The organism is Herbaspirillum sp. LeCh32-8 (assembly GCF_017814915.1).
In the GTDB taxonomy this organism is placed as follows: Bacteria; Pseudomonadota; Gammaproteobacteria; order Burkholderiales; family Burkholderiaceae_D; genus Herbaspirillum.
The window spans coordinates 54064-76760 of sequence record NZ_JAGIPZ010000007.1 but is presented as its reverse complement, the minus strand read 5'-3'; the positions used below and the strand labels follow the sequence as shown (position 1 = coordinate 76760).

At 64.0% G+C, this 22697-nt stretch carries 16 protein-coding genes; 10 read left to right on the top strand and 6 right to left on the bottom strand.

Annotation, left to right across the window (positions count from 1 at the left end; all coding sequences use genetic code 11):
* Positions 1–10: 10 nt before the first annotated feature.
* From aceF to J8I26_RS13905, 6 genes are all read right to left on the bottom strand, one after another.
* Entirely contained in the window at positions 11–1663 is a 1653-nt protein-coding gene (gene aceF, locus J8I26_RS13930) for a dihydrolipoyllysine-residue acetyltransferase (protein ID WP_209607708.1), read from the bottom strand.
* 189 nt (positions 1664–1852) lie between these two features.
* Entirely contained in the window at positions 1853–4549 is a 2697-nt protein-coding gene (gene aceE, locus J8I26_RS13925; protein ID WP_209607707.1) for a pyruvate dehydrogenase (acetyl-transferring), homodimeric type, read from the bottom strand.
* A 493-nt stretch (positions 4550–5042) separates the two neighbouring features.
* Entirely contained in the window at positions 5043–5714 is a 672-nt protein-coding gene (locus tag J8I26_RS13920; RefSeq protein ID WP_209607706.1) for an amino acid ABC transporter permease, read from the bottom strand.
* A gap of 12 nt (positions 5715–5726) precedes the next feature.
* Positions 5727–6512 carry a transporter substrate-binding domain-containing protein gene (locus tag J8I26_RS13915; protein ID WP_209607705.1) on the bottom strand — a complete coding sequence of 262 codons (786 nt, stop codon included), beginning with the start codon at positions 6510–6512 and terminating at the stop codon, positions 5727–5729.
* A 173-nt stretch (positions 6513–6685) separates the two neighbouring features.
* The gene (gshA, locus tag J8I26_RS13910; protein WP_209607704.1) at positions 6686–8299 is read right to left on the bottom strand and encodes a glutamate--cysteine ligase; all 1614 of its coding nucleotides are present in this window, start codon (positions 8297–8299) and stop codon (positions 6686–6688) included.
* A complete protein-coding gene (locus J8I26_RS13905; RefSeq protein ID WP_209607703.1) occupies positions 8296–8586 on the bottom strand; it encodes a hypothetical protein in 291 nt (96 codons plus the stop codon). Before J8I26_RS13905 ends, gshA begins: the two co-directional genes overlap by 4 nt.
* 45 nt (positions 8587–8631) lie before the next feature.
* Between J8I26_RS13905 and folD the strand changes: the two genes are divergently transcribed.
* The 10 genes from folD to J8I26_RS13855 all read left to right on the top strand — a co-directional run bounded on the left by folD (position 8632) and on the right by J8I26_RS13855 (position 21754).
* Positions 8632–9477, top strand: coding sequence for a bifunctional methylenetetrahydrofolate dehydrogenase/methenyltetrahydrofolate cyclohydrolase FolD (gene folD / locus J8I26_RS13900; RefSeq protein WP_209607702.1), 846 nt, complete (start codon positions 8632–8634; stop codon positions 9475–9477).
* A 61-nt stretch (positions 9478–9538) separates the two neighbouring features.
* Positions 9539–11611, top strand: coding sequence for a M3 family metallopeptidase (locus J8I26_RS13895; protein ID WP_209607701.1), 2073 nt, complete (start codon positions 9539–9541; stop codon positions 11609–11611).
* Positions 11612–11860: 249 nt separating this feature from the next.
* On the top strand, positions 11861–12280 hold the full coding sequence (locus J8I26_RS13890) for a DNA polymerase III subunit chi (protein ID WP_209607700.1): 420 nt from the start codon (positions 11861–11863) through the stop codon (positions 12278–12280).
* Between the two features lie 20 nt (positions 12281–12300).
* Positions 12301–12792, top strand: a complete 492-nt coding sequence (locus J8I26_RS13885; protein ID WP_209607699.1) for a hypothetical protein — start codon at positions 12301–12303, stop codon at positions 12790–12792.
* Positions 12793–12982: 190 nt separating this feature from the next.
* Positions 12983–14293 carry a D-amino acid dehydrogenase gene (locus tag J8I26_RS13880; RefSeq protein ID WP_209607698.1) on the top strand — a complete coding sequence of 437 codons (1311 nt, stop codon included), beginning with the start codon at positions 12983–12985 and terminating at the stop codon, positions 14291–14293.
* Positions 14294–14628: 335 nt separating this feature from the next.
* A complete protein-coding gene (lpxO, locus tag J8I26_RS13875; protein WP_209607697.1) occupies positions 14629–15528 on the top strand; it encodes a lipid A hydroxylase LpxO in 900 nt (299 codons plus the stop codon).
* Between the two features lie 443 nt (positions 15529–15971).
* Complete coding sequence (locus J8I26_RS13870; protein ID WP_209607696.1) at positions 15972–17039, top strand: GGDEF domain-containing protein; 1068 nt, start codon at positions 15972–15974, stop codon at positions 17037–17039.
* 375 nt (positions 17040–17414) lie between these two features.
* Positions 17415–18488: an asparaginase gene (locus J8I26_RS13865; protein WP_209607695.1), complete on the top strand. Its 1074-nt coding sequence runs from the start codon at positions 17415–17417 to the stop codon at positions 18486–18488.
* Positions 18489–18695: 207 nt separating this feature from the next.
* The gene (locus J8I26_RS13860; protein WP_209607694.1) at positions 18696–18935 is read left to right on the top strand and encodes a hypothetical protein; all 240 of its coding nucleotides are present in this window, start codon (positions 18696–18698) and stop codon (positions 18933–18935) included.
* Positions 18936–19015: 80 nt separating this feature from the next.
* Entirely contained in the window at positions 19016–21754 is a 2739-nt protein-coding gene (locus tag J8I26_RS13855; protein ID WP_209607693.1) for a PAS domain S-box protein, read from the top strand.
* Positions 21755–22697 lie beyond the last annotated feature (943 nt).

The window sequence follows — 22697 nt, the reverse complement described above, 5'->3', positions numbered from 1 at the left end:
GCGTGACTGCTTACAGCAGCGACTTGCGCAGGTCGCCCAGTACCTCGGCCAGGTAGGCCGAGAAGCGGGCGCCCATTGCGCCGTCGACCACGCGGTGGTCATAGGACAGCGAAGTCGGCAGCATCAGGCGCGGCACGAACTGTTTGCCGTCCCACACCGGCTTGGTGATCGACTTGGACAGGCCAAGGATCGCCACTTCCGGCGCGTTGATGATGGGCGTGAAGGCGGTGCCGCCGATGCCGCCCAGGGACGAGATGGTGAAGGTCGCGCCTTGCATGTCGGCCGGCTTCAACTTGCCGTCGCGCGCCTGGGCCGACAGCTCGCCCATTTCGGTGGCGATCTGGCTGATGGTCTTCTGGTCGGCGTTCTTGATGACAGGCACCACCAGGCCGTTCGGGGTATCGGCGGCGAAGCCGATGTTATAGAACTGCTTGAGGATCAGGTTCTCGCCCTTGGCGTCCAGCGAGGAGTTGAAGGCCGGGAATTTCTTCAGCGCCGAGACGCTGGCCTTGATCACGAACGCCAGCATGGTCAGCTTGACCGGCGACTTGGCCTTGGCGTAGGCGGCGTTGGAGGTGACGCGGAATTCTTCCAGCTCGGTGACGTCGGCTTCGTCGAACTGCGTCACGTGCGGGATCATCACCCAGTTGCGGTGCAGGTTGGGGCCGCTGATCTTCTTGATGCGCGACAGCGGCTGCAGCTCGGTCGCGCCGAACTTGGAGAAGTCCAGCGACGGCCACGGCAGCAGATCCATGCCCGCGCCCGAACCGTTCTTGCCCGGGGCGGCGGCGACCGAGGTGGAGCCGGCCATCACGCCCTTGACGAAGTTCTGCACGTCGATCTGCAGGATGCGGCCCTTGGGACCGGTGGCCGGCACGCGCGACAGATCCACGCCCAGTTCACGCGCGAACTTGCGCACGGACGGCGAAGCGTGGGCCTTGCCACCGGTGCTGGTGGCCGAGGCAGTGGCGATGGCAGGAGCGGCTGCGGGTGCAGGGGCCGGTGCAGGCGCGGCAGCAGGAGCTGCCGCGGGCGCCGGCGCCGAGGCTGCGGGCGCTGCTGCAGCAGGTGCGCCGCCGGTGGTTTCCAGGGTCGCGATGATGCTGCCCTTGGCGACCTTGTCGCCCAGCTTGACCTTCAGTTCCTTGATCACGCCGGCGTGCGACGACGGGATTTCCATCGAGGCCTTGTCGGACTCCACGGTCAGCAGCGACTGCTCGGCCTTGACGGTATCGCCGACCTTGACCATCAGCTCGATGACTTCGACTTCCTTGAAGTCGCCGATGTCCGGCACTTCGATCTCGACGGTGCCGCCGGCTGCCGGAGCAGCAGCAGGCACCGGAGCGGGTGCGGAGGTTTGCGCGGCGGCCGGCGCAGCAGCTGCGGCCTGGGCCGGAGCGGCGGCTGCAGGCGCGGCAGCGGCGCCGTCAGCCTCGACGATCACCAGCAGCGAACCCTCGGCGACCTTGTCGCCCACCTTGACCTTGATTTCCTTGACTACGCCAGCCTGGCTGGACGGGATCTCCATGCTGGCCTTGTCGGATTCGACGGTGATCAGCGACTGGTCGACCTTGATCGTGTCGCCGACCTTGACCATCACCTCAATGACTTCGACTTCCTTGAAATCGCCGATGTCCGGGACTTTTACTTCGACTTGACTCATCTGTTGCGCTCCGTTGTTCTGTTCCCTCGCCTTGGGGCTGGGGTGGGGTATTCGCTCAGGGGAAGGTGATGCCGACTGCACTACGCATCTTAAGCCATGTGGCCGGCCCTTCCCTGCTTTCTCCTGGCCTTTGCACGACACATCCCCGCGATCAGTTCACTGAGGCGGGGATGGTCGGTTCGGACTGACTTACTGGGTCACCGGGTTCGGCTTGTTGGGGTCGATGCCGTACTTGGCGATCGCCTCGGCCACCACGGAAGGCTTGATCTTGCCTTCGTCGGCCAGCGACTTCAGCGCGGCCACGGTCACGAAGTAGCGGTTCACTTCGAAGAACTCACGCAGCTTGGCGCGGGTGTCCGAGCGGCCGTAGCCGTCGGTGCCCAGCACCTTGTACGAGCGGCCCTTCGGTACGAAGGCGCGAACCTGCTCGGCGTAGGTGCGCATGTAGTCGGTGGAGACCACGATCGGACCGTCGGTGCCTTCCAGCGATTGCTCGAAGTAGCTCTTCTTGGCGGTCTCGGCCGGGTGCAGCATGTTCCAGCGTTCCACGTCCTGGCCATCGCGGGCCAGCAGGGTGAACGACGGTGCGGACCAGACGTCGGCGTCGACCTTCCAGTCGTCACGCAGCAGGTCGGCGGCGGCGATGACTTCGCGCAGGATGGTGCCCGAACCCAGCAGCTGCACGCGCAGCTTGTTGCCTTTGCCGCCTTCGTTCAACAGGTACAGGCCCTTCAGGATGCCCTCTTCCTGGCCGGCCTTGATGCCCGGGTGCGCGTAGTTCTCGTTCATCACGGTGATGTAGTAGAACACGTCTTCCTGGTTGGCCACCATGCGGCGCAGGCCGTCATGGATGATCACGGCGACTTCATGGGCGAAGGTCGGGTCGTAGGGGATGCAGTTCGGGATCGCCGAGGCGAACACGTGGCTGTGGCCGTCTTCGTGCTGCAGGCCTTCACCGTTCAGCGTGGTGCGGCCGGCGGTGCCGCCGATCAGGAAGCCGCGCGCGCGCATGTCGCCCGCCGCCCATGCCAGGTCGCCGATACGCTGCAGACCGAACATCGAGTAGTAGGTGTAGAACGGGATCATCACGCGGTTGTTGGTCGAGTACGAGGTCGCCGCAGCGATCCACGAGCTCATGCCGCCCGCTTCGTTGATGCCCTCCTGCAGGATCTGGCCGGCCTTGTCTTCGCGGTAGTACATCACCTGGTCCTTGTCGACCGGTTCGTACAGCTGGCCGACCTGGCTGAAGATGCCGATCTGGCGGAACAGGCCTTCCATACCGAAGGTACGGGACTCGTCGACCATGATGGGCACCACGCGCGGGCCCAGGCTCTGGTCGCGCAGCAGCGCGGTCAGCACGCGGGAGTAAGCGGCGGTAGTGGAAATCTCACGGCCCTCGGCGGTCGGCTCAAGCATCGCCTGGAAGGCGGACAGCTCGGGCACGGCCAGCTTCTCGTCGGCTTGCGGACGGCGCTGCGGCAGGTAACCGCCCAGGGCCTTGCGGCGCTCGTGCAGGTACTGCATTTCAGGGCTGTCTTCGGACGGCTTGAAGAACGGGATGTTGGGCAGGTCGGCGTCCGAGATCGGCAGCTGGAAGCGGTCGCGCATGGCCTTGATGGCCTCGTCGTCCAGCTTCTTGGTGTTGTGCGCGGTGTTGCGCGCTTCGCCGGCCTTGCCGAAGCCATAGCCCTTGATGGACTTGGCCAGGATCACGGTCGGCTGGTCCTTGGAGTCCTGCGCCATCTTGAAGGCGGCGTAGATCTTGTGCGGGTCGTGACCGCCGCGGGTCAGGCGCCAGATGTCGTCGTCGGACATCTTGCTGACCATCTCCAGCAGCGCCGGGTGCTTGCCGAAGAAGTGCTTGCGCACGTAGGCGCCGTCCTTGGCCTTGTAGTTCTGGTACTCGCCGTCGACGGTTTCCATCATGACCTTCTGCAGGATGCCGTCCTTGTCCTTGGCCAGCAGCTCGTCCCAGCCGCTGCCCCAGATGACCTTGACCACGTTCCAGCCGGCGCCGCGGAAGTCGGATTCCAGTTCCTGGATGATCTTGCCGTTGCCGCGCACCGGGCCGTCCAGGCGCTGCAGGTTGCAGTTCACCACGATGACCAGGTTGTTCAGCTTTTCACGGCCGGCCATGCCGATGGCGCCCATCGATTCCGGTTCGTCCATTTCGCCGTCGCCGCAGAAGGCCCAGACCTTGCGGTTGTCGGTCTTGGCGATGCCGCGTGCGTGCAGGTACTTCAGGAAGCGCGCCTGATAGATCGCCATCAAGGGGCCCAGGCCCATCGAGACGGTCGGGAACTGCCAGAATTCCGGCATCAGCTTGGGGTGCGGGTACGAAGACAGACCCTTGCCGTCGGCTTCGCGACGGAAATGGATCAGCTGGTCTTCGGTCAGGCGGCCTTCCAGGAAGGCGCGCGCGTAGATGCCGGGCGAGGAGTGGCCCTGGATGTACAGCAGGTCGCCGCCGTGCTCTTCGGTCGGGGCGTGCCAGAAGTGGTTGAAGCCGATGCCCAGCATGTTGGCCAGCGAGGCGAACGAGGACAGGTGGCCGCCCAGGTCGCCGTCGACGCGGTTGGCCTTGACCACCATGGCCATGGCGTTCCAGCGCATCCACGAGCGCAGGCGCTCTTCATATTCCAGGTTGCCCGGGCAGTGCTCGCCCTGGTCGGCGGGGATGGTGTTGACGTAAGCGGTGTTGCTGGAGAACGGGATGTGGGCGCCGCGGCGGCGCGCCAGGTCGACCATGCGCTCCATCAGGTAGTGGGCGCGATCCGGACCTTCTTTTTCGATGACTGCTTCGAGGGCGTCGAGCCACTCTTGGGTTTCCATCACATCGGGATCGTTGGCGGCCTGCGCCAGAACTTGATCGATTTGGGCTGACATGTCATGTCTCCTGGTTGTTGAGAGATCCGGGCGGCCGGATGGGCCGCCGGGTCGATCGGGGTCATTCATTACATTCGGTACGAACAGCCGCCGGCGTGATGCGCGAAAAACCGTTTGAGGCAGCTAATGTACGGTCTTCCAGCCGTGTGGACGACGCATTTTATCAGGGAATTTTTGATTTTCAAATTACGATAAACGATTTCGCATTATGAAAATTTGCTGCAAAGCGGCATGAACAGGCGCTCTCCGGCGACCGTATTTTTACGGTCAACTGGCGTTTTAGCCAGATTTTGCCTTGTTTGCAATGCCGCAAAAATGCGCCTGCTTGCCCCGTCAAGTAGCCCGACCCGGCGGTCGCCCATGTCAAAAAAAGAGCAAAAAAGCAATCTTTTCAGGGCGTCATCCTTGCCAGACGCACATGGCGCGGGCCGTCTATATAGAGAGAGGACGCAACTTATAGAGAGGGCACGACTTGTCGCGCCCGCATCCGGCTTCACTCGGCCATGCGATAGGCGCGGCCGAAGTGCGCCTCCACCCTGTTATGGATGCCATGCTGGTAGGCCAGACACAGCAGCCAGTAGATGCAGGCTGCGACCAGGTAAAAGGTGAAGGGACGGAACGTGACCGAGATGATGTCGCCGGTGTACTTCATCAGCTCGGCGACCGTGATGACGGACAACACCGACGTGTCCTTGAACAGGCTGATCAATGTATTGCTGATGCCGGGGATCGCCAGCCGCAGGGCCTGCGGCGCGATAATGCACGTGATCGTCTGCATGCGCGTCAGCCCCAGGCTGAAGCCTGCCGCCCATTGCCCGCGCGGCACGCCCGACATCGCGCCGCGCAAGGTTTCGGACAGGTAGGCGCCGGCATTCGCGGTCAGGACCAGCGTACCGATCACCACCAGCGGCAACTCGATGCCCGCCGCCCCCAAACCGAAATAGATCAGGAAGGCCTGGATCAACTGCGGCGTGCTGCGCATGAAGCTGACGTAAATATCCATCGCGGGCGCCAGTAGCGGCACCCGCTCCACCCTGATCAAGGTGACCAACATGCCAACGGGCAAACCGAACAGCATTCCCAGCAGCGCATACAGGACGGTGTAACAGGTGCCGACCAGGATCATCCCGGAAGCATCGGTGAGCAGCGAGCGGAGTTCATCCATGAGAGAAGCGACTCAGGGCGCAGGGATGCGGGAAGCGTCCAAGCCGAACCATTTCATCGACAATTTGGCGTAACTGCCGTCGGCAATCATGTCGTCGATCGCGCGGTCGATCGCGCGTTTCAAGGCGGGATTGTTCTTGCGTAACGCAATGCCCTGCTTCTGCAGCGGCCCCAGCGCTGTGGCGGCGCGCAAGGGCAGGCGCGCCTCGCGAATCATATAGGGAACCAGCAGGCGGTCATTGAGGGCCGCGTCGATGCGGCCGTTGGCGAGATCCTGCAGGTTCAGCGGCGTCGACACATAGGTCTTGACCTCGATGCCGCCGATGCCGTTGAGCAGGTCGGCGTAGCTACTGCCCTGGCCCACGCCCACGCGCTTGCCTTTGAGACTGTCCAGCGTGGAATAGACGCTGCGGTCATCCTGGCGCTGGATGACTTGCGCCAGTGAATAGGTGTAGGGACGGGAAAAATCGAATTCCGCCTCGCGCCGCGGCGTCATCGTGACCTCGGAAATGATCACGTCGTACTTGCCCACCTGCAGGCCGGCCAGGATGGCCGCCCACTCGGTCGCCACGAATTCGGCCTTGACGCCCAGGCGCACGGCGAGCGCACGCGCGAACTCGATATCGAAACCGTCGAGCTGGCCGCTCTTGCGATCCTTGAAATTGAACGGGGGATAAGTCCCCTCGACCGCCACGCGCAGCACCCCGCGCGTGCGCACGACATCAAGCAGGTCCTGCCCGAGCGCGCTCAGGGCGGTGCACAGCAGGCAGACGGCGAACAGGATTTTCTTCAGGGACATTGGCGGGCTCAGCTGGGAGAAACCGCGCAATATACGACGCCCGCCAGTGAAGCCCCTCAGACCTTCGCAAAACCCGCGACATATCGAACAAACTCGATTTTCAAAGAGAATCTATTCAACAAACCAGCGGGGCATTGCCGACCACCCGCTCTGGAATAAGAAGGCCGCCGGGTTCAGATGCTGATATTGCCCAGCGTGCTGGCGCGATAGGCGGCCACGAAGGTATCGAAGTCGCCGGTCTGGGTGCGCTCGATCTCGCGCTGCGCATCCAGCGAGGCCTGGGCGATGGCGACGAAGTCGGCAGCCTTGGCCGCCGGCAGCGGATGGGCGATCAGCTCGTCGGCCTGGCGCGCGCTGTTGGCCAGCACGAAGGCCGGGAAGGAATTGCCGGCTGCACGGATCTCGCGCAGCACGCGCGCCGACGGCGTGGCGTCGGGATCGGCCAACTTGGCGCGCTGGGCCGCCAGGCTGTCGCGGTGCTGGCTGCCGCCGGCTTGCTGGTCGAGCATCTCAGCCACCGGGGCCATGCGCTCCAGCAGCTGCTCGCCCCAGGCTTTCAGGCCGATGGCCTGGCCTTTGAACTGCAGCTGCAGGCCGGGACGGCGGCCTTCCTTGACGGTAGCCAGGAAGTTGGCGCGGTTCTCGCGACCTTCCTCGTCCGAGGTCAGGCAGCTGGATTCGAAGGCCAGGAAATGCAGGAACACGTCGAGGAAGCGCGCCGCCTGCAGGCCGATGCCCAGCGGGTTGAACGGGTCGATGTCCATGCAGCGCACTTCGACGTACTGCACGCCGCGCGCCGACAGCGCCTGCACCGGACGCTCGCCGCTGTAGATCACGCGCTTGGGACGGATCGAGGAGTAGAACTCGTTTTCGATCTGCAGGATGTTGGTATTGATCTGCACCCACTCGCCGTCACGCTTGGTGCCAATCGCCTCATACGGCGGATACGGCTCGCTGACGGCGTGCGACAGGCTGCGGATATAGGCCGGCAGGTTGTTGTAGTGCGGCGTGATGTTGGCCTGGGCGTTGCTCTGGTAGCCCAGGTCGCTCATGCGCAGGCTGGTGCCGTAGGGCAGGAAGAGCGTGTCCTCGGACAGCGTCTCCAGCTGGTGCGGGCGGCCGCGCAGGAAGTTGGTCGCCACCGCCGGCGAGGCGCCGAACAGGTACATCAGCAGCCAGCTGTAGCGGCGGAAGTTGCGGATCAGCGCGATATAGCGCTCGGACTGGTAGTCGCGGCGCGAGACCGAGCTGTCGACTGCTTCTTCGCAGGCGTCGCTGAAGTCGATCTGGCGCAGCACTTCCCACAGGTCTTCGCTCAACGAGAAGTTGTAGTGGATGCCGGCGATGCATTGCATGGTGCGCCCGTAGCGCAGCGCCAGGCCGCGCCGGTAGACGTGCTTCAACATGCCGATGTGCGAGCTGCCGTACCAGGCGATGGGAATCTCGTCTTCCGCCGGCAGCACGCCCGGCATCGACGCGTTCCACAGGATCTCGCTGCCCAGCTTGGCGTAGGCGAAGCGGTGGATGTCTTCCAGGCGCTGCAAGGCATCGGCGATGTCGTGCGTGGCCGGAGTGATGAATTCGAGCAGCGACTCCGAATAGTCGGTGGTGATCAAATCGTTGGTCAGCGCCGAGCCCAGCGCCGGCGGATGCGGCGTGTGCGCCAGCCGGCCCTGCCGGTCCACGCGCAGCGTCTCGCGTTCGACGCCGCGCAAACCCTGGCCCAGCAGCGCAAGATGTTGCGGGCTGGCAAGCAGTTGCAGGCGTCGGGTCAGCAGATCGGTCATGCGGTGGTCCTTGTCGATTCGGTGTCGTTATTGCTGGGGAATTGCTCGTGTCGCTTCACACGCCGCAGCGTGGATGCCGGAGCATAACCGAAATTGAAATTTCCCGTCTTGAGGCAGGCAAAATGCCCACATGGCGGAACTTGCGGGAGATTTCGTTGCAATTCGTCAATTTTCGCTACCCGCGCCACGCCTCGTCCCGCCGCCGCGCTCGTTTTATAATCATGGGTTTCGGCGCTACCGCGCCGGCCCAGTATCTCATTCGTGCCCGGCCCGCCGGGCGCTTTCATCACCGCCCCGGCCTCACCGCCCCTTTCTGCTTTTATATATCTGCCATGCCAGCTCAACTGATCGACGGAAACCTGCTCTCCCAACAACTGCGCGCCGATGTCGCCAAGCGCGCCGCCGCCCTGACTGCCAAGGGCAAACAGCCCGGCCTGGCCGTGGTGCTGGTCGGCGACAACCCGGCGTCCCAGGTCTATGTGCGCAACAAGGTCAAGGCTTGTGAAGACAACGGCCTGCACTCGGTGCTGGAAAAGTACGACGCCTCGATGAGCGAAGCCGAGCTGCTGGCGCGCATCGACGCGTTGAACAAAGATCCCAAAATCAACGGCATCCTGGTGCAGCTGCCGCTGCCGGCCCATATCGACGCCCACAAGGTGATCGAAGCCATCGCCGCCGAAAAGGACGTGGACGGTTTCCACATCAGCAACGCCGGCCTGCTGATGACCGGCCAGCCGCTGTTCCGCCCCTGCACGCCCTACGGCGTGATGAAGATGCTGGAATCGATCGACTACCCGGTGCGCGGCGCCAACGCCGTGGTGGTGGGCGCCTCCAACATCGTCGGCAAGCCGCAAGCCATGCTGCTCTTGCAAGCCGGCGCTACCGTCACCATCTGTAACTCCAAGACCCGGGATCTCGGCGCGCACACCCGCAACGCCGACATCCTGGTCGTGGCCACCGGTAAGCGCAACATCGTGACTGCCGACATGGTCAAACCCGGCGCCGTGGTGCTGGACGTCGGCATGAACCGCGACGACAACGGCAAGCTGTGCGGCGACGTCGACTTCGCCAACGTGAAGGAAGTCGCCGGCTACATCACCCCGGTGCCGGGCGGCGTCGGTCCGATGACCATCACCATGCTGCTGGTCAACACAATCGAAGCCGCCGAACGCACCTAAGGTATTCCAATAAGCAACCGCGTCTCGGCCCGCCGGGACGCACAGAATGAATCGAGAGCCCATGACCACCGACATCGCCGCCAATCCCCTGCTCGACTTCTCGGGCTACGCCCAGTTCGACGCCATCAAGCCGGAACACGTCACCCCGGCGCTGGACAAGCTGCTGGCCGACGCCGGCCGCCTGGTGACCGAGCTGGAAGCGCCGATGGCCGAGGTCAGCTGGGACAATTTCGTGGAACCCCTGGAGTCGGCCACCGAGAAGCTGGGCCGCGCCTGGAGCGTGGTCGGCCACCTCAATTCGGTGATGGACACGCCCGAGCTGCGCGCCACCTACAACGAGAACCAGCCGCGCCTGGTGGAATTCTGGACCGGCCTGGGCCAGAACCTGGCCCTGTTCGAAAAGTACAAGGCGCTGCAGGCCAGCCCGGCCTTCGCGCAACTGTCGGCCGCGCGCCGCAAGGTGGTGGATAACGCCGTGCGCGATTTCCGCCTGTCGGGCGCCGAGCTGCCGGACGACAAGAAGGAGCGTTTCGCCGAGATCCAGGAACAGCAGGCCGCGCTGACCACCCGCTTCTCCGAGAACGTGCTGGACGCCACCAATGACTTCGGCCTGTTCGTCGACGACGAAGCCGAACTGGCCGGCCTGCCCGAGGACGTCAAGCAGGCCGCGCGCGCCGCCGCCGAGAAGGACGGCAAGCCGGGCTGGAAATTCACGCTGCACTTCCCTTCGTACTTCCCGGTGCTGCAATACGCCGACAGCCGCGCGCTGCGCGAAAAGATCTACCGCGCCAACGCCACCAAGGCCTCCGAGCTGGGCGCCAAGCCTGAATGGGATAACAGCGCCAACATCGACGACATCCTGAAGCTGCGCAAGGAAGAAGCCCAGCTGCTGGGTTACGCCAACTTCGCCGAGGTTTCGCTGGTGCCCAAGATGGCGCAGTCGCCCGCCGAAGTCATCGCCTTCCTGGAAGACCTTGGCAAGCGCGCCCGCCCCTTCGGCCAGAAGGACTATGAAGAACTGAAGGCCTTCGCCAAGGACAAGCTGGGTATCGACAAGCTGGAAGCCTGGGACAGCACCTACGCCTCCGAAAAGCTGCGCGAGCAGCGCTATGCGTTCTCGGAACAGGAAGTGAAGCAATACTTCCCCGAGCCCAAGGTGGTGGGCGGCCTGTTCCAGGTGGCGCAGCAACTGTTCGGCGTCAGCATCAAGCCCGACACCGCGCCGGTGTGGCACAAGGACGTGAAGTTCTTCCGCATCGAACGCGACGGCCAGTTGGTCGGCCAGTTCTACCTCGACCTGTACGCCCGCAGCGGCAAGCGCGGCGGCGCCTGGATGGACGACGCCCGCGCCCGCCGCCTGACCGCGCAGGGCGTGCAAACGCCGATCGCCTACCTGGTGTGCAACTTCACCGAACCGGCGGTGGTGGACGGCGTGGCCAAGCCGGCGCTGTTCACGCACGACGAAGTGATCACCCTGTTCCACGAATTCGGCCACGGCCTGCACCACATGCTCACGCAGGTCGATGAAGTGGGCGTGTCCGGCATCTCCGGCGTGGAGTGGGACGCGGTCGAGCTGCCCTCGCAGTTCATGGAAAACTTCTGCTGGGAATGGGACGTGCTGCAGCACCTGACCTCGCATGCCGAGTCGGGCCAGCCGCTGCCGCGCGCGCTGTACGACAAGATGATCGCCGCCAAGAACTTCCAGTCCGGCCTGCAGATGCTGCGCCAGGTGGAATTCTCGCTGTTCGACATGCTGATCCACGACCAATACCAGGTCGGCGGCGGCCAGAGCGTGCAGCAACTGCTCAACGGCCTGCGCGATCGTATCGCCGTGATCCGCCCGCCCGAGTTCAACCGCTTCCAGCATTCCTTCAGCCACATCTTCGCCGGCGGCTACGCGGCGGGCTATTACAGCTACAAGTGGGCCGAAGTGCTGTCCGCTGACGCCTACAGCGCCTTCGAAGAAGCCGCCGCCGGCAGCGGCAACGTCATCTCGCTGGAAACTGGTCGTCGCTTCCAGCAGGAAATCCTGGCGGTGGGCGGCTCGCGCCCGGCCATTGAGTCGTTCAAGGCCTTCCGCGGCCGCGAACCGAGCATCGACGCGCTGCTGCGCCACAGCGGCATGGCGGCTTGAGCCCTCGCTTGACGGCTTGGCGGCGCCGGCCATACGACCGGTAGCGCAATATGGTCTGCGCCGTCCTGACGAAAGTCAGGACCCAGTGTCGTCTGTCCGGCACGCCGCCCACGCCGGTCAAGGCCGGCAGACGACACTGGATCCCGGCCTGCGCCGGGATGACGCGGATGGAAGGCAAGCGGGCGGCAGAAACATCTGCTGCGCCGATTGAGCATGGCAGTGCCCAGCGCTTGCCACTATACTTCCGCCATGACCCGAATCGACTTCCACAGCAACGTCCCGCAAAAGATCGCCTACGTCTGCCGCCTGGTGCGCAAGGCGCGCGCGGCCGGTACCAACATCGTGCTGCGCACCCGCGACCGCGCCGAGCTGCAGCAGCTGGACCAGGCGCTCTGGAGCTTTTCCGAGCAGGACTTCCTGCCGCACGTCACCGCCGGCGACCCGCTGGCGGCGCAGACGCCCATCATCCTGACGGCCAGCGACGACGTCGAGCTGCCCCATCACCAGGTGCTCATCAACCTGTCCGGCGAGACGCCGGCCAACTTCGCCCGCTTCGAGCGCATGCTGGAAATCATTTCCGCCGACGACGCCGACAAGACTGCCGGCCGCGACCGCTACCGTTTCTACAAGGAACGCGGCTACCCCCTGAGCCACCACGTGGCGGCCTGAGCCCGCTCGCGCAGACCGCCATGATCCAGGACGACAACAGCATTCCCCTCCTGACCGAAGTCATCCCGGTGGGGCCGCCGCAGGTATTGCCGCCGCAAGCCGTGCCCACGCCGCCGGCCCACCTCGGCCAGCCGGGCGCCAACGGCCCCGACTACGGCGCCGCGGCCCAGCCCGGCGCCTTCCATACCGCGCCGTCGGCCGCCAGCTACCAGGCGCCGGCGGCGACGCCCGCCCAGTTCAACCCCGGCCAGATCCCGGCCAACGCCACGCCGGCGGCCGAGCAATACCGGCAATGGGAGCAGGAGATCCGCGAGAACGTCCTGCAAAGCCTGCTCACGCAGGCCGATACCGTGCTGCAACAGCACCTGCAGGACCAGATGGCAGTGGTGCTGGACAATCTCTCCGACATCCTGACGCAGCGCGTCAAGGACAGCCTGCACGCCGCGCTGGCGGAAACGGTCACGCGCGCGGTCGCCGAAGAGATGGCGCGATTCTCATCTTTGAAAAAATAAACGAAAGACCATTTTTCTTTGTTTTTTGAATAAAAATTGGCTCAACGCTTTATTTTGTAAAAAAATTCCAGCCTGTATTGCCCACATCGGCAATCGCGCTTTTCTTACAATGCATGCATCGATCCGCTGCCAGCGGATTCATCAAAAATTCGCCTGCCATGCAGGCGCGTGCACACACCGGGAGAGTGAGATGAAAGTGATCGTATTGGGCGCAGGCATTATCGGAACCGCTTCGGCCTGGTTCCTGAAGAAGGAAGGCTACGACGTCACGGTCATCGAGCGCCAGCCCGGCGCCGCGCAGGAAACCAGCTTCGCCAACGGCTGCCAGATCTCGGTGTCGCACGCCGAACCCTGGGCCAACCCGTCGGCACCGATGAAGGTGCTGAAGTGGCTGGGCAAGGAGGACGCCCCGCTGCTGTACCGTTTCCGCCCGGAATGGCTGCAATGGAAATGGGCCGTAAGCTTCCTGCGCGAATGCACCGCCGCCCGCACCGATGAAAACATCCGCAACATCGTCGCCCTGTGCGAATACAGCCGCCAGACGCTGCAGGCCGTGCGCGCCGAGACCGGCGTCCAGTACGACCACCTGACCCGGGGTATCCTGCACTTCTACACCGAGGAAAAAGAATTCCAGGAATCGCTGCCGGCGGCCAAGCTGATGCGCGACTTGGGTTGCCCGCGCGAATCGATCAGCGCCGATGAAGTGGTGCGCATCGAGCCGGCCCTGGCCTCCATCCGCAACAAGATCGTGGGTGGCGACTTCACCGCCACCGACGAATCCGGCGACGTCTACAAGCTCACCACCGGCCTGGCCAGGAAGAGCGAAGAAGCCGGCGTGCAGTTCCGCTACTCCACCACCATCACCCGCCTGATCACCGAAGGCGCTGGCAGCTCGGCGCGCGTGACCGGCGTGGAAATCATCAACCCGGACGGCCGCCACGAAGTGCTCAAGGCCGACGCCTTCGTGGTCGCCATGGGCAGCTTCTCGCAGCCGCTGGTCAAGCCGCTGGGCATCGACCTGCTGCTCTACCCAGGCAAGGGCTACTCGGCCACCTACAAGGTCATCAACCCGGATGCCGCCCCCAGCGTCTCGCTGACCGACGACGGTTACAAACTGGTGGTCTCGCGCTTGGGCGACCGTCTGCGCGTGGCCGGCACCTGCGAGTTGAACGGCTATGGCCGCGAGTTGAACACCACCCGCTGCGAGGCCATCACCCGCCGCACCCGTGAACTGTTCCCGGACGGCTGCGACTACGAAAACCCGACCTACTGGACCGGCCTGCGCCCGTTGACCCCGTCCAACGTGCCTTACGTCGGCAAGACCAAGCTCAGCAACCTGTACCTGAACACCGGCCACGGCACTCTGGGCTGGACCATGGGCTGCGGCTCGGGCCGCGCCATCGCCGAGATCGTCGCCGGCCGCGTGCCGGAAATCGACTTCGCCTTCACCGGCCTGCCACGCTGGAACCGCGCCCGCACCGTGGTGCAGCAGGCGGCCTGAGGCCGGAAAAGCTTTCATCCTTTACGTTTGTTGTTGTCTTGGCGGGCCGGTTTTCCGGCCCGCTTTTTTATCGGCGCTTGATCTGGCGCAGAACCCGGCTGACCCGCCGCGCCGCTTACGTTTGCTGACAATGCCTTGGTGTAGAATCCGTGGCTTGCCCTGCGCCGCTCCCGCGACGCAGCTTCGGGGAAGCAGGCTCAGCTCATCATTACGCATCTTTCGCCTTTTTGTCGCGATTGCCATTGATCTTCCCCGATCTGACCCAATATGGCGGATATCCGCCACGCCGCCGCCCGTTCCCGGGCGCCGGCCCGCACCATCAAAAGGACCATGCAATGAAGTGGGCTATCGTCTTCATCTACCTGTTTTCCATCTTCTTCATCCATTTCCGCGGACGCGTGCGCCTGCCGTTCTTCCGCCAGTTCTTCGACCATTCGTCGATCATGTCGCCGATCAACCTGTTCATGTACGCCTTTTCGCGCGTGCCGGCGGTGCCCTACCCGGCCGTGAAGGAATTCAAGGATCTGGCCCTGATCGACGAGAACTGGGAAACCATCCGCGACGAAGCCATCGCGCTGCGTGAGATGGCCAAGATCAAGGCCGCCGAAAAGAACGACGATGCCGGCTTCAACTCCTTCTTCAAGGCCGGCTGGAAGCGCTTCTACCTGAAGTGGTACGACGCCAGCCATCCGTCGGCCGAGAAGTTCTGCCCCAAGACCGTGGAAATCCTCAAGCGCGTCCCTTCCGTGAAAGCCGCCATGTTCGCCGAGCTGGCCCCCAACGGCACCCTCAACCCGCACCGCGATCCGTTCGCCGGTTCGCTGCGCTACCACCTGGGCCTGGTCACCCCCAACGACGACCGCTGCTTCATCGAAGTCGACGGCCAGCGTTACAGCTGGCGCGACGGCAAGAGCGTGGTGTTCGACGAGACCTTCATCCACTGGGCACAGAACGGCACCGAGACGAACCGTATCATCCTGTTCTGCGACGTCGAGCGTCCGCTGCGTTATCGCTGGGCCGAAGCCATCAACGGCTTCCTGGGCCGCACCATGATGACCGCCGCCGCGTCGCCCAACGAGACCGGCGACCAGACCGGCCGCGTCAACAAGCTGTTCCGTTTCGTCTGGCTGGCCGGCCAGTATCGCCGCCGCTTCAAGAACTGGAACAAGACCGTCTACAAGGCCACCAAGATCGGCCTGATCGTGGCCGTCGCGCTGCTCATCATCTACGCTTGAGCGACGCTCGAAATACAAAACGATATAAACAAAAAAATCGCCGGCCTGTCCGGCGATTTTTTTGCGCCGCAAAACCGCGACGTTCTTTTTTTTGTTCACGCGCGACGTCCGGCAAAGAACACAAACTCACAAAACATCACTCCGCAAACCCAGTCTGGAAGCGACTTCCCTGCCGCCCCTTATGCGCGGCGAGCATGAGCGAAGTCAAAAAACAGTCACGCAAGTACGTAAGTGAAATTCAAAGCGGAGCAAAATTTCCGAGTGGAAATGAATTGAACTTTTTCGGTTTTAATTTAAAGAAACTGCTTCATCCCAGCGCATGCGAGCGTGTAAAATCATCTCGCTTCCTGGCTTGATTCGTGGCGTGATTCTTGCATTAGTGCTGACTTGCTTGAATGGCGAAGCACCAACCGAGTACCGACCATACATACAACAATGGGCTCATGCAGGACATCGACGACGAGATGAAAAAACCGCTGCTCAAGCATCTGGTAGAGATCACCGCTCACCGGGAACACTCCCGTCTGGCGCTCTCCGTCATCTCCGCCCTGTACCAGCTGACCAATGTGCAGTCGATCCGCATGCTGGAAATCTTCACCATGCGCGACGAGCATTACGTCCAGGAAAAAATGGTGATCCGCGATGGCGACATCCACACCATCGACGAGCACACCAGCGACGACCCCAAGGAATCGCTGTCGTCCTACCCGGCCATGATGGCCTGCATCCGCAACCACCTGAACGAGTACTTGGAAACCACCGACGACGGTGAGCACATCCTGTGGTTGCCGGTGTGGCTGCACGGCAAGATGAATTCCTGCGTCGAGATTCGCAGCGACAAGGCGTTCGAGCCGCAGATGATGGACATGATCCATGGCATCTTCCACGTCTACTGCAATTACCAGAGCCTGCTCGACTACAGCGAGCGCGACGCGCTGACCGGCCTGTTCAACCGCAAGACCTTCGACGAACAGTTCACCAAGTACGCCTTCGCCATCGCTCCGCACGAAGCGCATTCGCTGGAGCAGAACGACCGTCGCCACGAAAGCGTAGACGAGGCCAAGGGCCACTGGCTGGCGGTGGTCGACATCGACCACTTCAAACAAGTCAACGACCGCTACGGCCACCTCTACGGCGACGAAGTGCTGATCCTGGTGGCCAACATCCTGCGCGCCTCCTTCCGCAGCCACGACCGCATCTTCCGCTTCGGCGGCGAAGAGTTCGTGATCCTGCTGCGCGCCACCACGCTCACGGACGCCCGCAAGATCTTTGACCGCTTCCGCCAGAACGTGCAGGAATACGATTTCCCGCAGGTGGGCAAGGTCACCGTCAGCTTAGGCTTCGTGGGCATCTCGCGCGAAACCCCGGTGGTGATCCTGGGCCACGCCGACCAGGCGCTGTACCACGCCAAGAAGAGCGGCCGCAACCGCATCTGCTTCTACGAAGAACTGGTCGACTCCGGCGTGCTGCACTCCGGCATCACCACCAACGACACCGTCGAATTCTTTTAGCTGGCCCGGCGCCGCACCGCCGCCTCTGCAAAAGCCGCCTCGCGCGGCTTCTTGTTTTTCTGCTCCCCTGCTTTCGTTTTCGGCGCATTCCGGCGCCGGCATTGCACGCATTTCGCGCATCCCTTGCGCCGGCGGCATGAGCCCGCCCCGACCACCTGAGCGCACCGTGCTAGCGTGTGGGGCTCGCATCCCGAAGCTCATGCGCCGGACGCATCTTTCCATGTTTTAAAAGCATGAGACAGCGCTGTAGCGCTTTCGTATGATCGCCTTCATTCGAAGCCATCCGCGCTCGAATTCACCGCTTCGCCGCGCAACAGAACGACGAGTGCAAGCCGCGAAGCGGGTTCACCTACCGTCACCAGGAGACTTATAAAAATGCAGCAGGCACAATTCAAAAAAATCGGCGCTGTCATGATGCTATCGGCGGCGTTCGCCGCCTTCGGCGTACAAGCGCAGGACAAGAAACCCAACGTGGTCGTCATCGGCACCGGCGGCACCATCGCCGGCGCGGGCGCCTCCAGCGTCAACACCGCCGCCTACCAGTCGGCCGTGGTGCCGGTGGACAAGATCATCGCCGCCGTGCCGGAGATCTCGAAGATCGCCAACGTGCGCGGCGAGCAGATCTTCCAGATCGGCAGCGAAAGCTTCAACGACGAGCGCCTGCTGAAACTGGGCAAGCGCGTGTCCGAACTGCTCAAGCAGAGCGACGTCGACGGCATCGTCATCACCCACGGCACGGACACCATCGAAGAGACCGCCTACTTCCTGAACCTGGTGCTCAAGAGCGAGAAGCCGGTGGTGGTGGTCGGCTCCATGCGCCCGGGCACCGCGCTGGGCGCGGACGGCGCGCTGAACCTGTATGACGCGGTGCTGGTGGCCGGCAGCAAGGACGCCGCCGGCAAAGGCACGCTGGTGGTGATGAACGACGAGATCCACTCCGGCCGCGACGTCACCAAGAGCAACTCCTTCAAGGTCGAGACCTTCCGCTCGCCCTACGGCCCGCTGGGCTACGTGGTCGAGAACAAGCTGATGTTCTACCGCCTGCCGGCACGTCCGCACACAACCCAGACCGAGTTCGACATCGACAAGATCAGCAGCCTGCCGCGGGTGGACATCGCCTACAACTACGGCAATGTCAGCCGTGCCGCCTATGACGCGTTCGTGAACGCCGGCGCCAAGGCCATCATCCATGACGGCACCGGCAACGGCAGCGTGGCCGAGCAGATCGTACCGGTGCTGCAGGAGGTGCGCAGCAAGGGCGTGCAGGTGATCCGCGCCACCCGTACCGGCAGCGGTGTGGTGATCCGCAACGGCGAGCAGCCCGACGACAAATACGACTGGGTCGTCACCGACGACCAGAACGCCCAGAAGGCTCGCATCCTGGCCGAGCTGGCGCTGACCAAAACCAACGACACCAAGGAACTGCAGAAGATCATGTGGAAGTACTGATCGGCCTTATCCCTGCAGTCCGCAACGATTTGCGTTGTTGCAAAGACCGGGTCACCCCGGTCCCCTCTTTGGCCCCGCTCACGCGGGGCTTTTTTCATGGTTCGCTTCCCACTTCCGTGCGCACCATGCCATTCTGGCAAGCCGGTGCGGACGGAACATTCCCTCAGCGCGCGCAGTCTCACTTGGCTGACACAAGAGGAGAACGCCATGGACAAACGGCTTGCCTTGCTGACAAGCATCGCTGAACTCAAGAGCTCCCACGACGAGGCTGCACTCATGTTGTCGCGCATCATGCTGGGCGCCATCCGCGCCGCGCGCGACGAGGACGAAACGCCGCCCCTGAAGTCGGTGCGCCAGTACCGCAAGGCCATCAAGGAACTGAAAATCCAATGCCTGCAGGTGGAGATGATCCTGGCGGAAATGGAGATCCCGCAGCACGTCCACTGAAACCGCAGCACCGCTGTACCGAGACGCCCGGCGCCGTCGCCACGACGCCCCGCCAGGCCCCTACCGGCAACACGACCACCATGCCAATGACAACAGCGACAACATCGGCAGAAGATTATTTCGGGCTGCTGGCCGAAGCCGCCACCGACCACGCCATCATCATCCTCAACACCCATGGCGACATCGCCGCCTGGAGCGCCGGCGCCCGCCAGGCCACCGGTTGGGATGAGCAAGAGGCGCTGGGCAGGCACTATGCCTTCCTGTTCGACACCAGCCGCACGCAGGCGCGCACCGAACCGGCTGCGCCATTGGCGCAGGCCATGCAGCACGGCAAGCTGCGCCTGGAACAAGCGCTGCAACGCAAGGACGGCCAGCCGCTGCACGGCTGCGCCACGCTGTATCGCCTGCCGGCCGCCGGCGGCCAATGCCGCGGCTACGGCTTGATCGTCGACATGGCTGCGCCGATATTGGCCATCGCCGCCGATGCGCGCGAGCCGCTGGATCATCGCATCCGTGAGAGCCAGCAACGCGCCGAGCTGGCCACCGAGGCGGCCGGTCTGGGCATCTGGGTATGGGATGTGGACAACGACAAAGGCACCTGGGAGAACGAACGCATGTTCGAGCTCTTCGGCGTACCGGTCACGGCCGATCCGCTCAACTACAAACGCTTTCAGTCAGAGCTGGCCCACCCGGACGACTTGCCGGCATTGCGCGAGGCGCTGTCGGCCTGCGTCGAAGGCAAAGCCCGGCTGCACTACGAGGGACGCTTCTTCCGCGGCCCCGAGCGCGAACTGCGCTGGGTGGAATTCATCGGCGAGCTGCGCGGCGGCGATACGCCGGGCAAACGGCGCGTGATCGGCACCGCGGCCGACATCACCGACCGCAAGTTCGCCCATACCGCGCTGCTGGAGGCGCAGGCTCGCATCGACGCCATCCTGATGGCCGGCGAGATCGCCACGTGGACCATTGACATCCAGCAGCAACGCATCCGTACCGAACAGCGACCGGGCGACATGCCGGTAGTCGCCGAGTCGCACCTGTGCGGCACCCTGCACGAACACTTCAACGCCATCCACGAGTCCGAACGCGCGGCAGTGGCCATGCAAATGGAAAACGCCATCCATCAAGGGACGCGCTATCAGGCCGCTTACCGCGTGCGCTCCACGCGCGGCGGCTTGCGCCACGTGATCGCGCGCGGACGCGTTGAGTATGCCGAAGACGGCACTCCCATGCGCCTGACAGGCGCACTGATCGACATTACCCGCCAAAAGCATGCGGAAGCCGCGCTGCGCGCCTCCCAGGAGCGCTACCGCGCGCTGTTCGAATCGATAGACGAAGGTTTCTGCCTGATCGAGATGCTGTTCGACCAGAACGGCAAGCCCTGCGACTACCGCTTCCTGGAAACCAACCCCGCCTTCGAAAAGCACACCGGCCTGTCCGACACCATCGGCAAGACCGTACTGGAACTGGCGCCTGGCCAGGACCAGCACTGGTTCGACCAATACGGCCACGTCGCCATGACGGGGCAGCCGCTGCGCTTCGTCAACGAATCCACCCCGCTGCAGCGTTGGTACGACGTCTACGCCAGCCGCTTCGGCGACCCCGCCAATCGCCACGTGGCGGTGCTGTTCAACGACATCACCGCGCGCCATCGCGCCGAACAAGCGCTCAAGCGCGCCGCCGACGAGCTGGCCGAATCCGACCGCCGCAAGACCGAGTTCCTGGCCACGCTGGCGCACGAGCTGCGCAACCCGCTGGCGCCGATCCGGACCGGGCTGGACATCATGCGCATCAACGGCGGCAACCCTGCAACAATGGAGCGCGTGCAAGGCATCATGCAGCGCCAGATCACGCAGATGGCGCACCTGATCGACGACTTGCTCGACATTTCCCGCATCAACAGCGGCAAGGTGGTGCTGCAGCGCCAGGCCATGGACCTGCGCGAGACGCTGTCCAGCCTGGTCGAGACCATGCAGCCGCAGGTCGACGCCGCCGGTCACATGATCACCTTGAAGCTCCCGCGCGAACCGATGCCGGTGCAAGCCGATGCCACGCGCATCATGCAGATCTTCGGCAACCTGCTCAACAACGCCATCAAGTACACGCCCAAGGGCGGCCGCATCCTGATCTCGGCGCGCCGCCTCGACGGCCACATGGAAGTCGCAGTGGCCGATACCGGTGTGGGCATTCCGCGCGAGTCGCTGCAGCATGTGTTCGACATGTTCACCCAGATCGGCCGCAACATGGGCCAGGCGCAAGGCGGCCTGGGCATCGGCCTGTCGCTGGTGCGCAGTCTGGTGGAGATGCACGGAGGCACGGTGCGCGCCGACAGCGAAGGCCCCGATCTCGGCAGCACGTTCACCGTGGTGCTGCCCTCCACCGCCCCGGTGGAAGCGCCGCGGCCGCCACCGACGCATGTCCCCGCCGATGCCGCCGCGCGCCGCCTGCGCGTCCTGGTGGCCGACGACAATCGCGACGCCGCGCTGACGCTGGCCGAGCTGCTGGAACTGCACGGCTACGTCACGACGGTAGCGCACGACGGGCACAAGGCGCTGGAATGCGCCAAGACCTTCCGCCCCGACGTCGCCTTCCTCGACATCGGCATGCCCGGCATGGACGGCTACGCTACCGCCGGCGCGCTGCGCCAGACCAAGGGGCTGGATCAATTGATGCTGGTGGCGCTGACGGGCTGGGCCGCTGCAGAGGACCGCGAACGCTCGGCGCTGGCCGGCTTCAATCTGCACCTGAAGAAGCCGGTCGATACCGAGACCTTGCTGGAGCTGCTGGCAGGCGTGCAGCAAGCTGCGGACTGCACGTGAAGAGCCGCATGCAGACTTAAGGCAAGATGCAAAAAAGGCCGGGATGTCCCGGCCTTTTTTCATGGCTGTCGTCAGTTTGAATATGTTCGCGTCACGATATTGCTCGCGGCGTTTGCGCCGGGGAACAACGGCGAGCCGTCTATTCGCCCCGGTCAGCTGCCGCCGCCGCCACCTGCACCACCGCCTCCGGCGCCACCGGCACCACCGCCGGCCGCACCACCGCCGGAGCCGGCCGCTCCGCCCGACGCGCCGCCTGCACCGGCACCGAAGCCGGAACCTGCGCCGCCGGTTCCGCTACCGCTCGCGCCCGCACCGCCGGTGCTGCCCGAACCGCCTACTCCGCCGCTGGTCCCCGCGCCCGTTGTGCCCGTTGTGCCCGTTGTGCCCGTTGTACCCGTTGTACCCGTTGTACCCGTTGTACCCGTTGTACCCGTTGTACCCGTTGTACCCGTTGTACCCGCTGTACCCGCTGTACCGGTTGTGCCGGTTGTGCCGGTTGTACCTGTAGCTCCTGTCGTACCCGCCGTACCCGGCGTCACTACGGAGCCGGCGCCGTAACTGCCCGTAGCACCTCCCGTAGTTCCTGTCGTTCCGGTAGTGGCGCCGGTGGTTGCTGTAGTACCAGTCGTGCCAGTCGTGCCAGTCGTGCCAGTCGTGCCAGTGACACCCGTGGACCCGGTAGTTCCGGTAGTCCCGGTGGTGCCCGTTACGCCGTTGGTCCCGGCCGTGCCGGGGGTTCCCGTGGTGGCAGCGGTCCCTCCGGTGCCTGTGGTCGCGCCTGTGGAATAACCGGGCGTGGTCGTCGTGGCGCCGTTCGAACTGCCGCCGCCGACGGCGCCGGTCTGTGCGAATGCCGGCAGGCTCAGCAAGGCGGCAGCCAGTGCCGCGGCCGAGGTCTTCAGTCTGTGATGGGTCATGTCCGCTCCTCTGCTTGTGGTGGGGA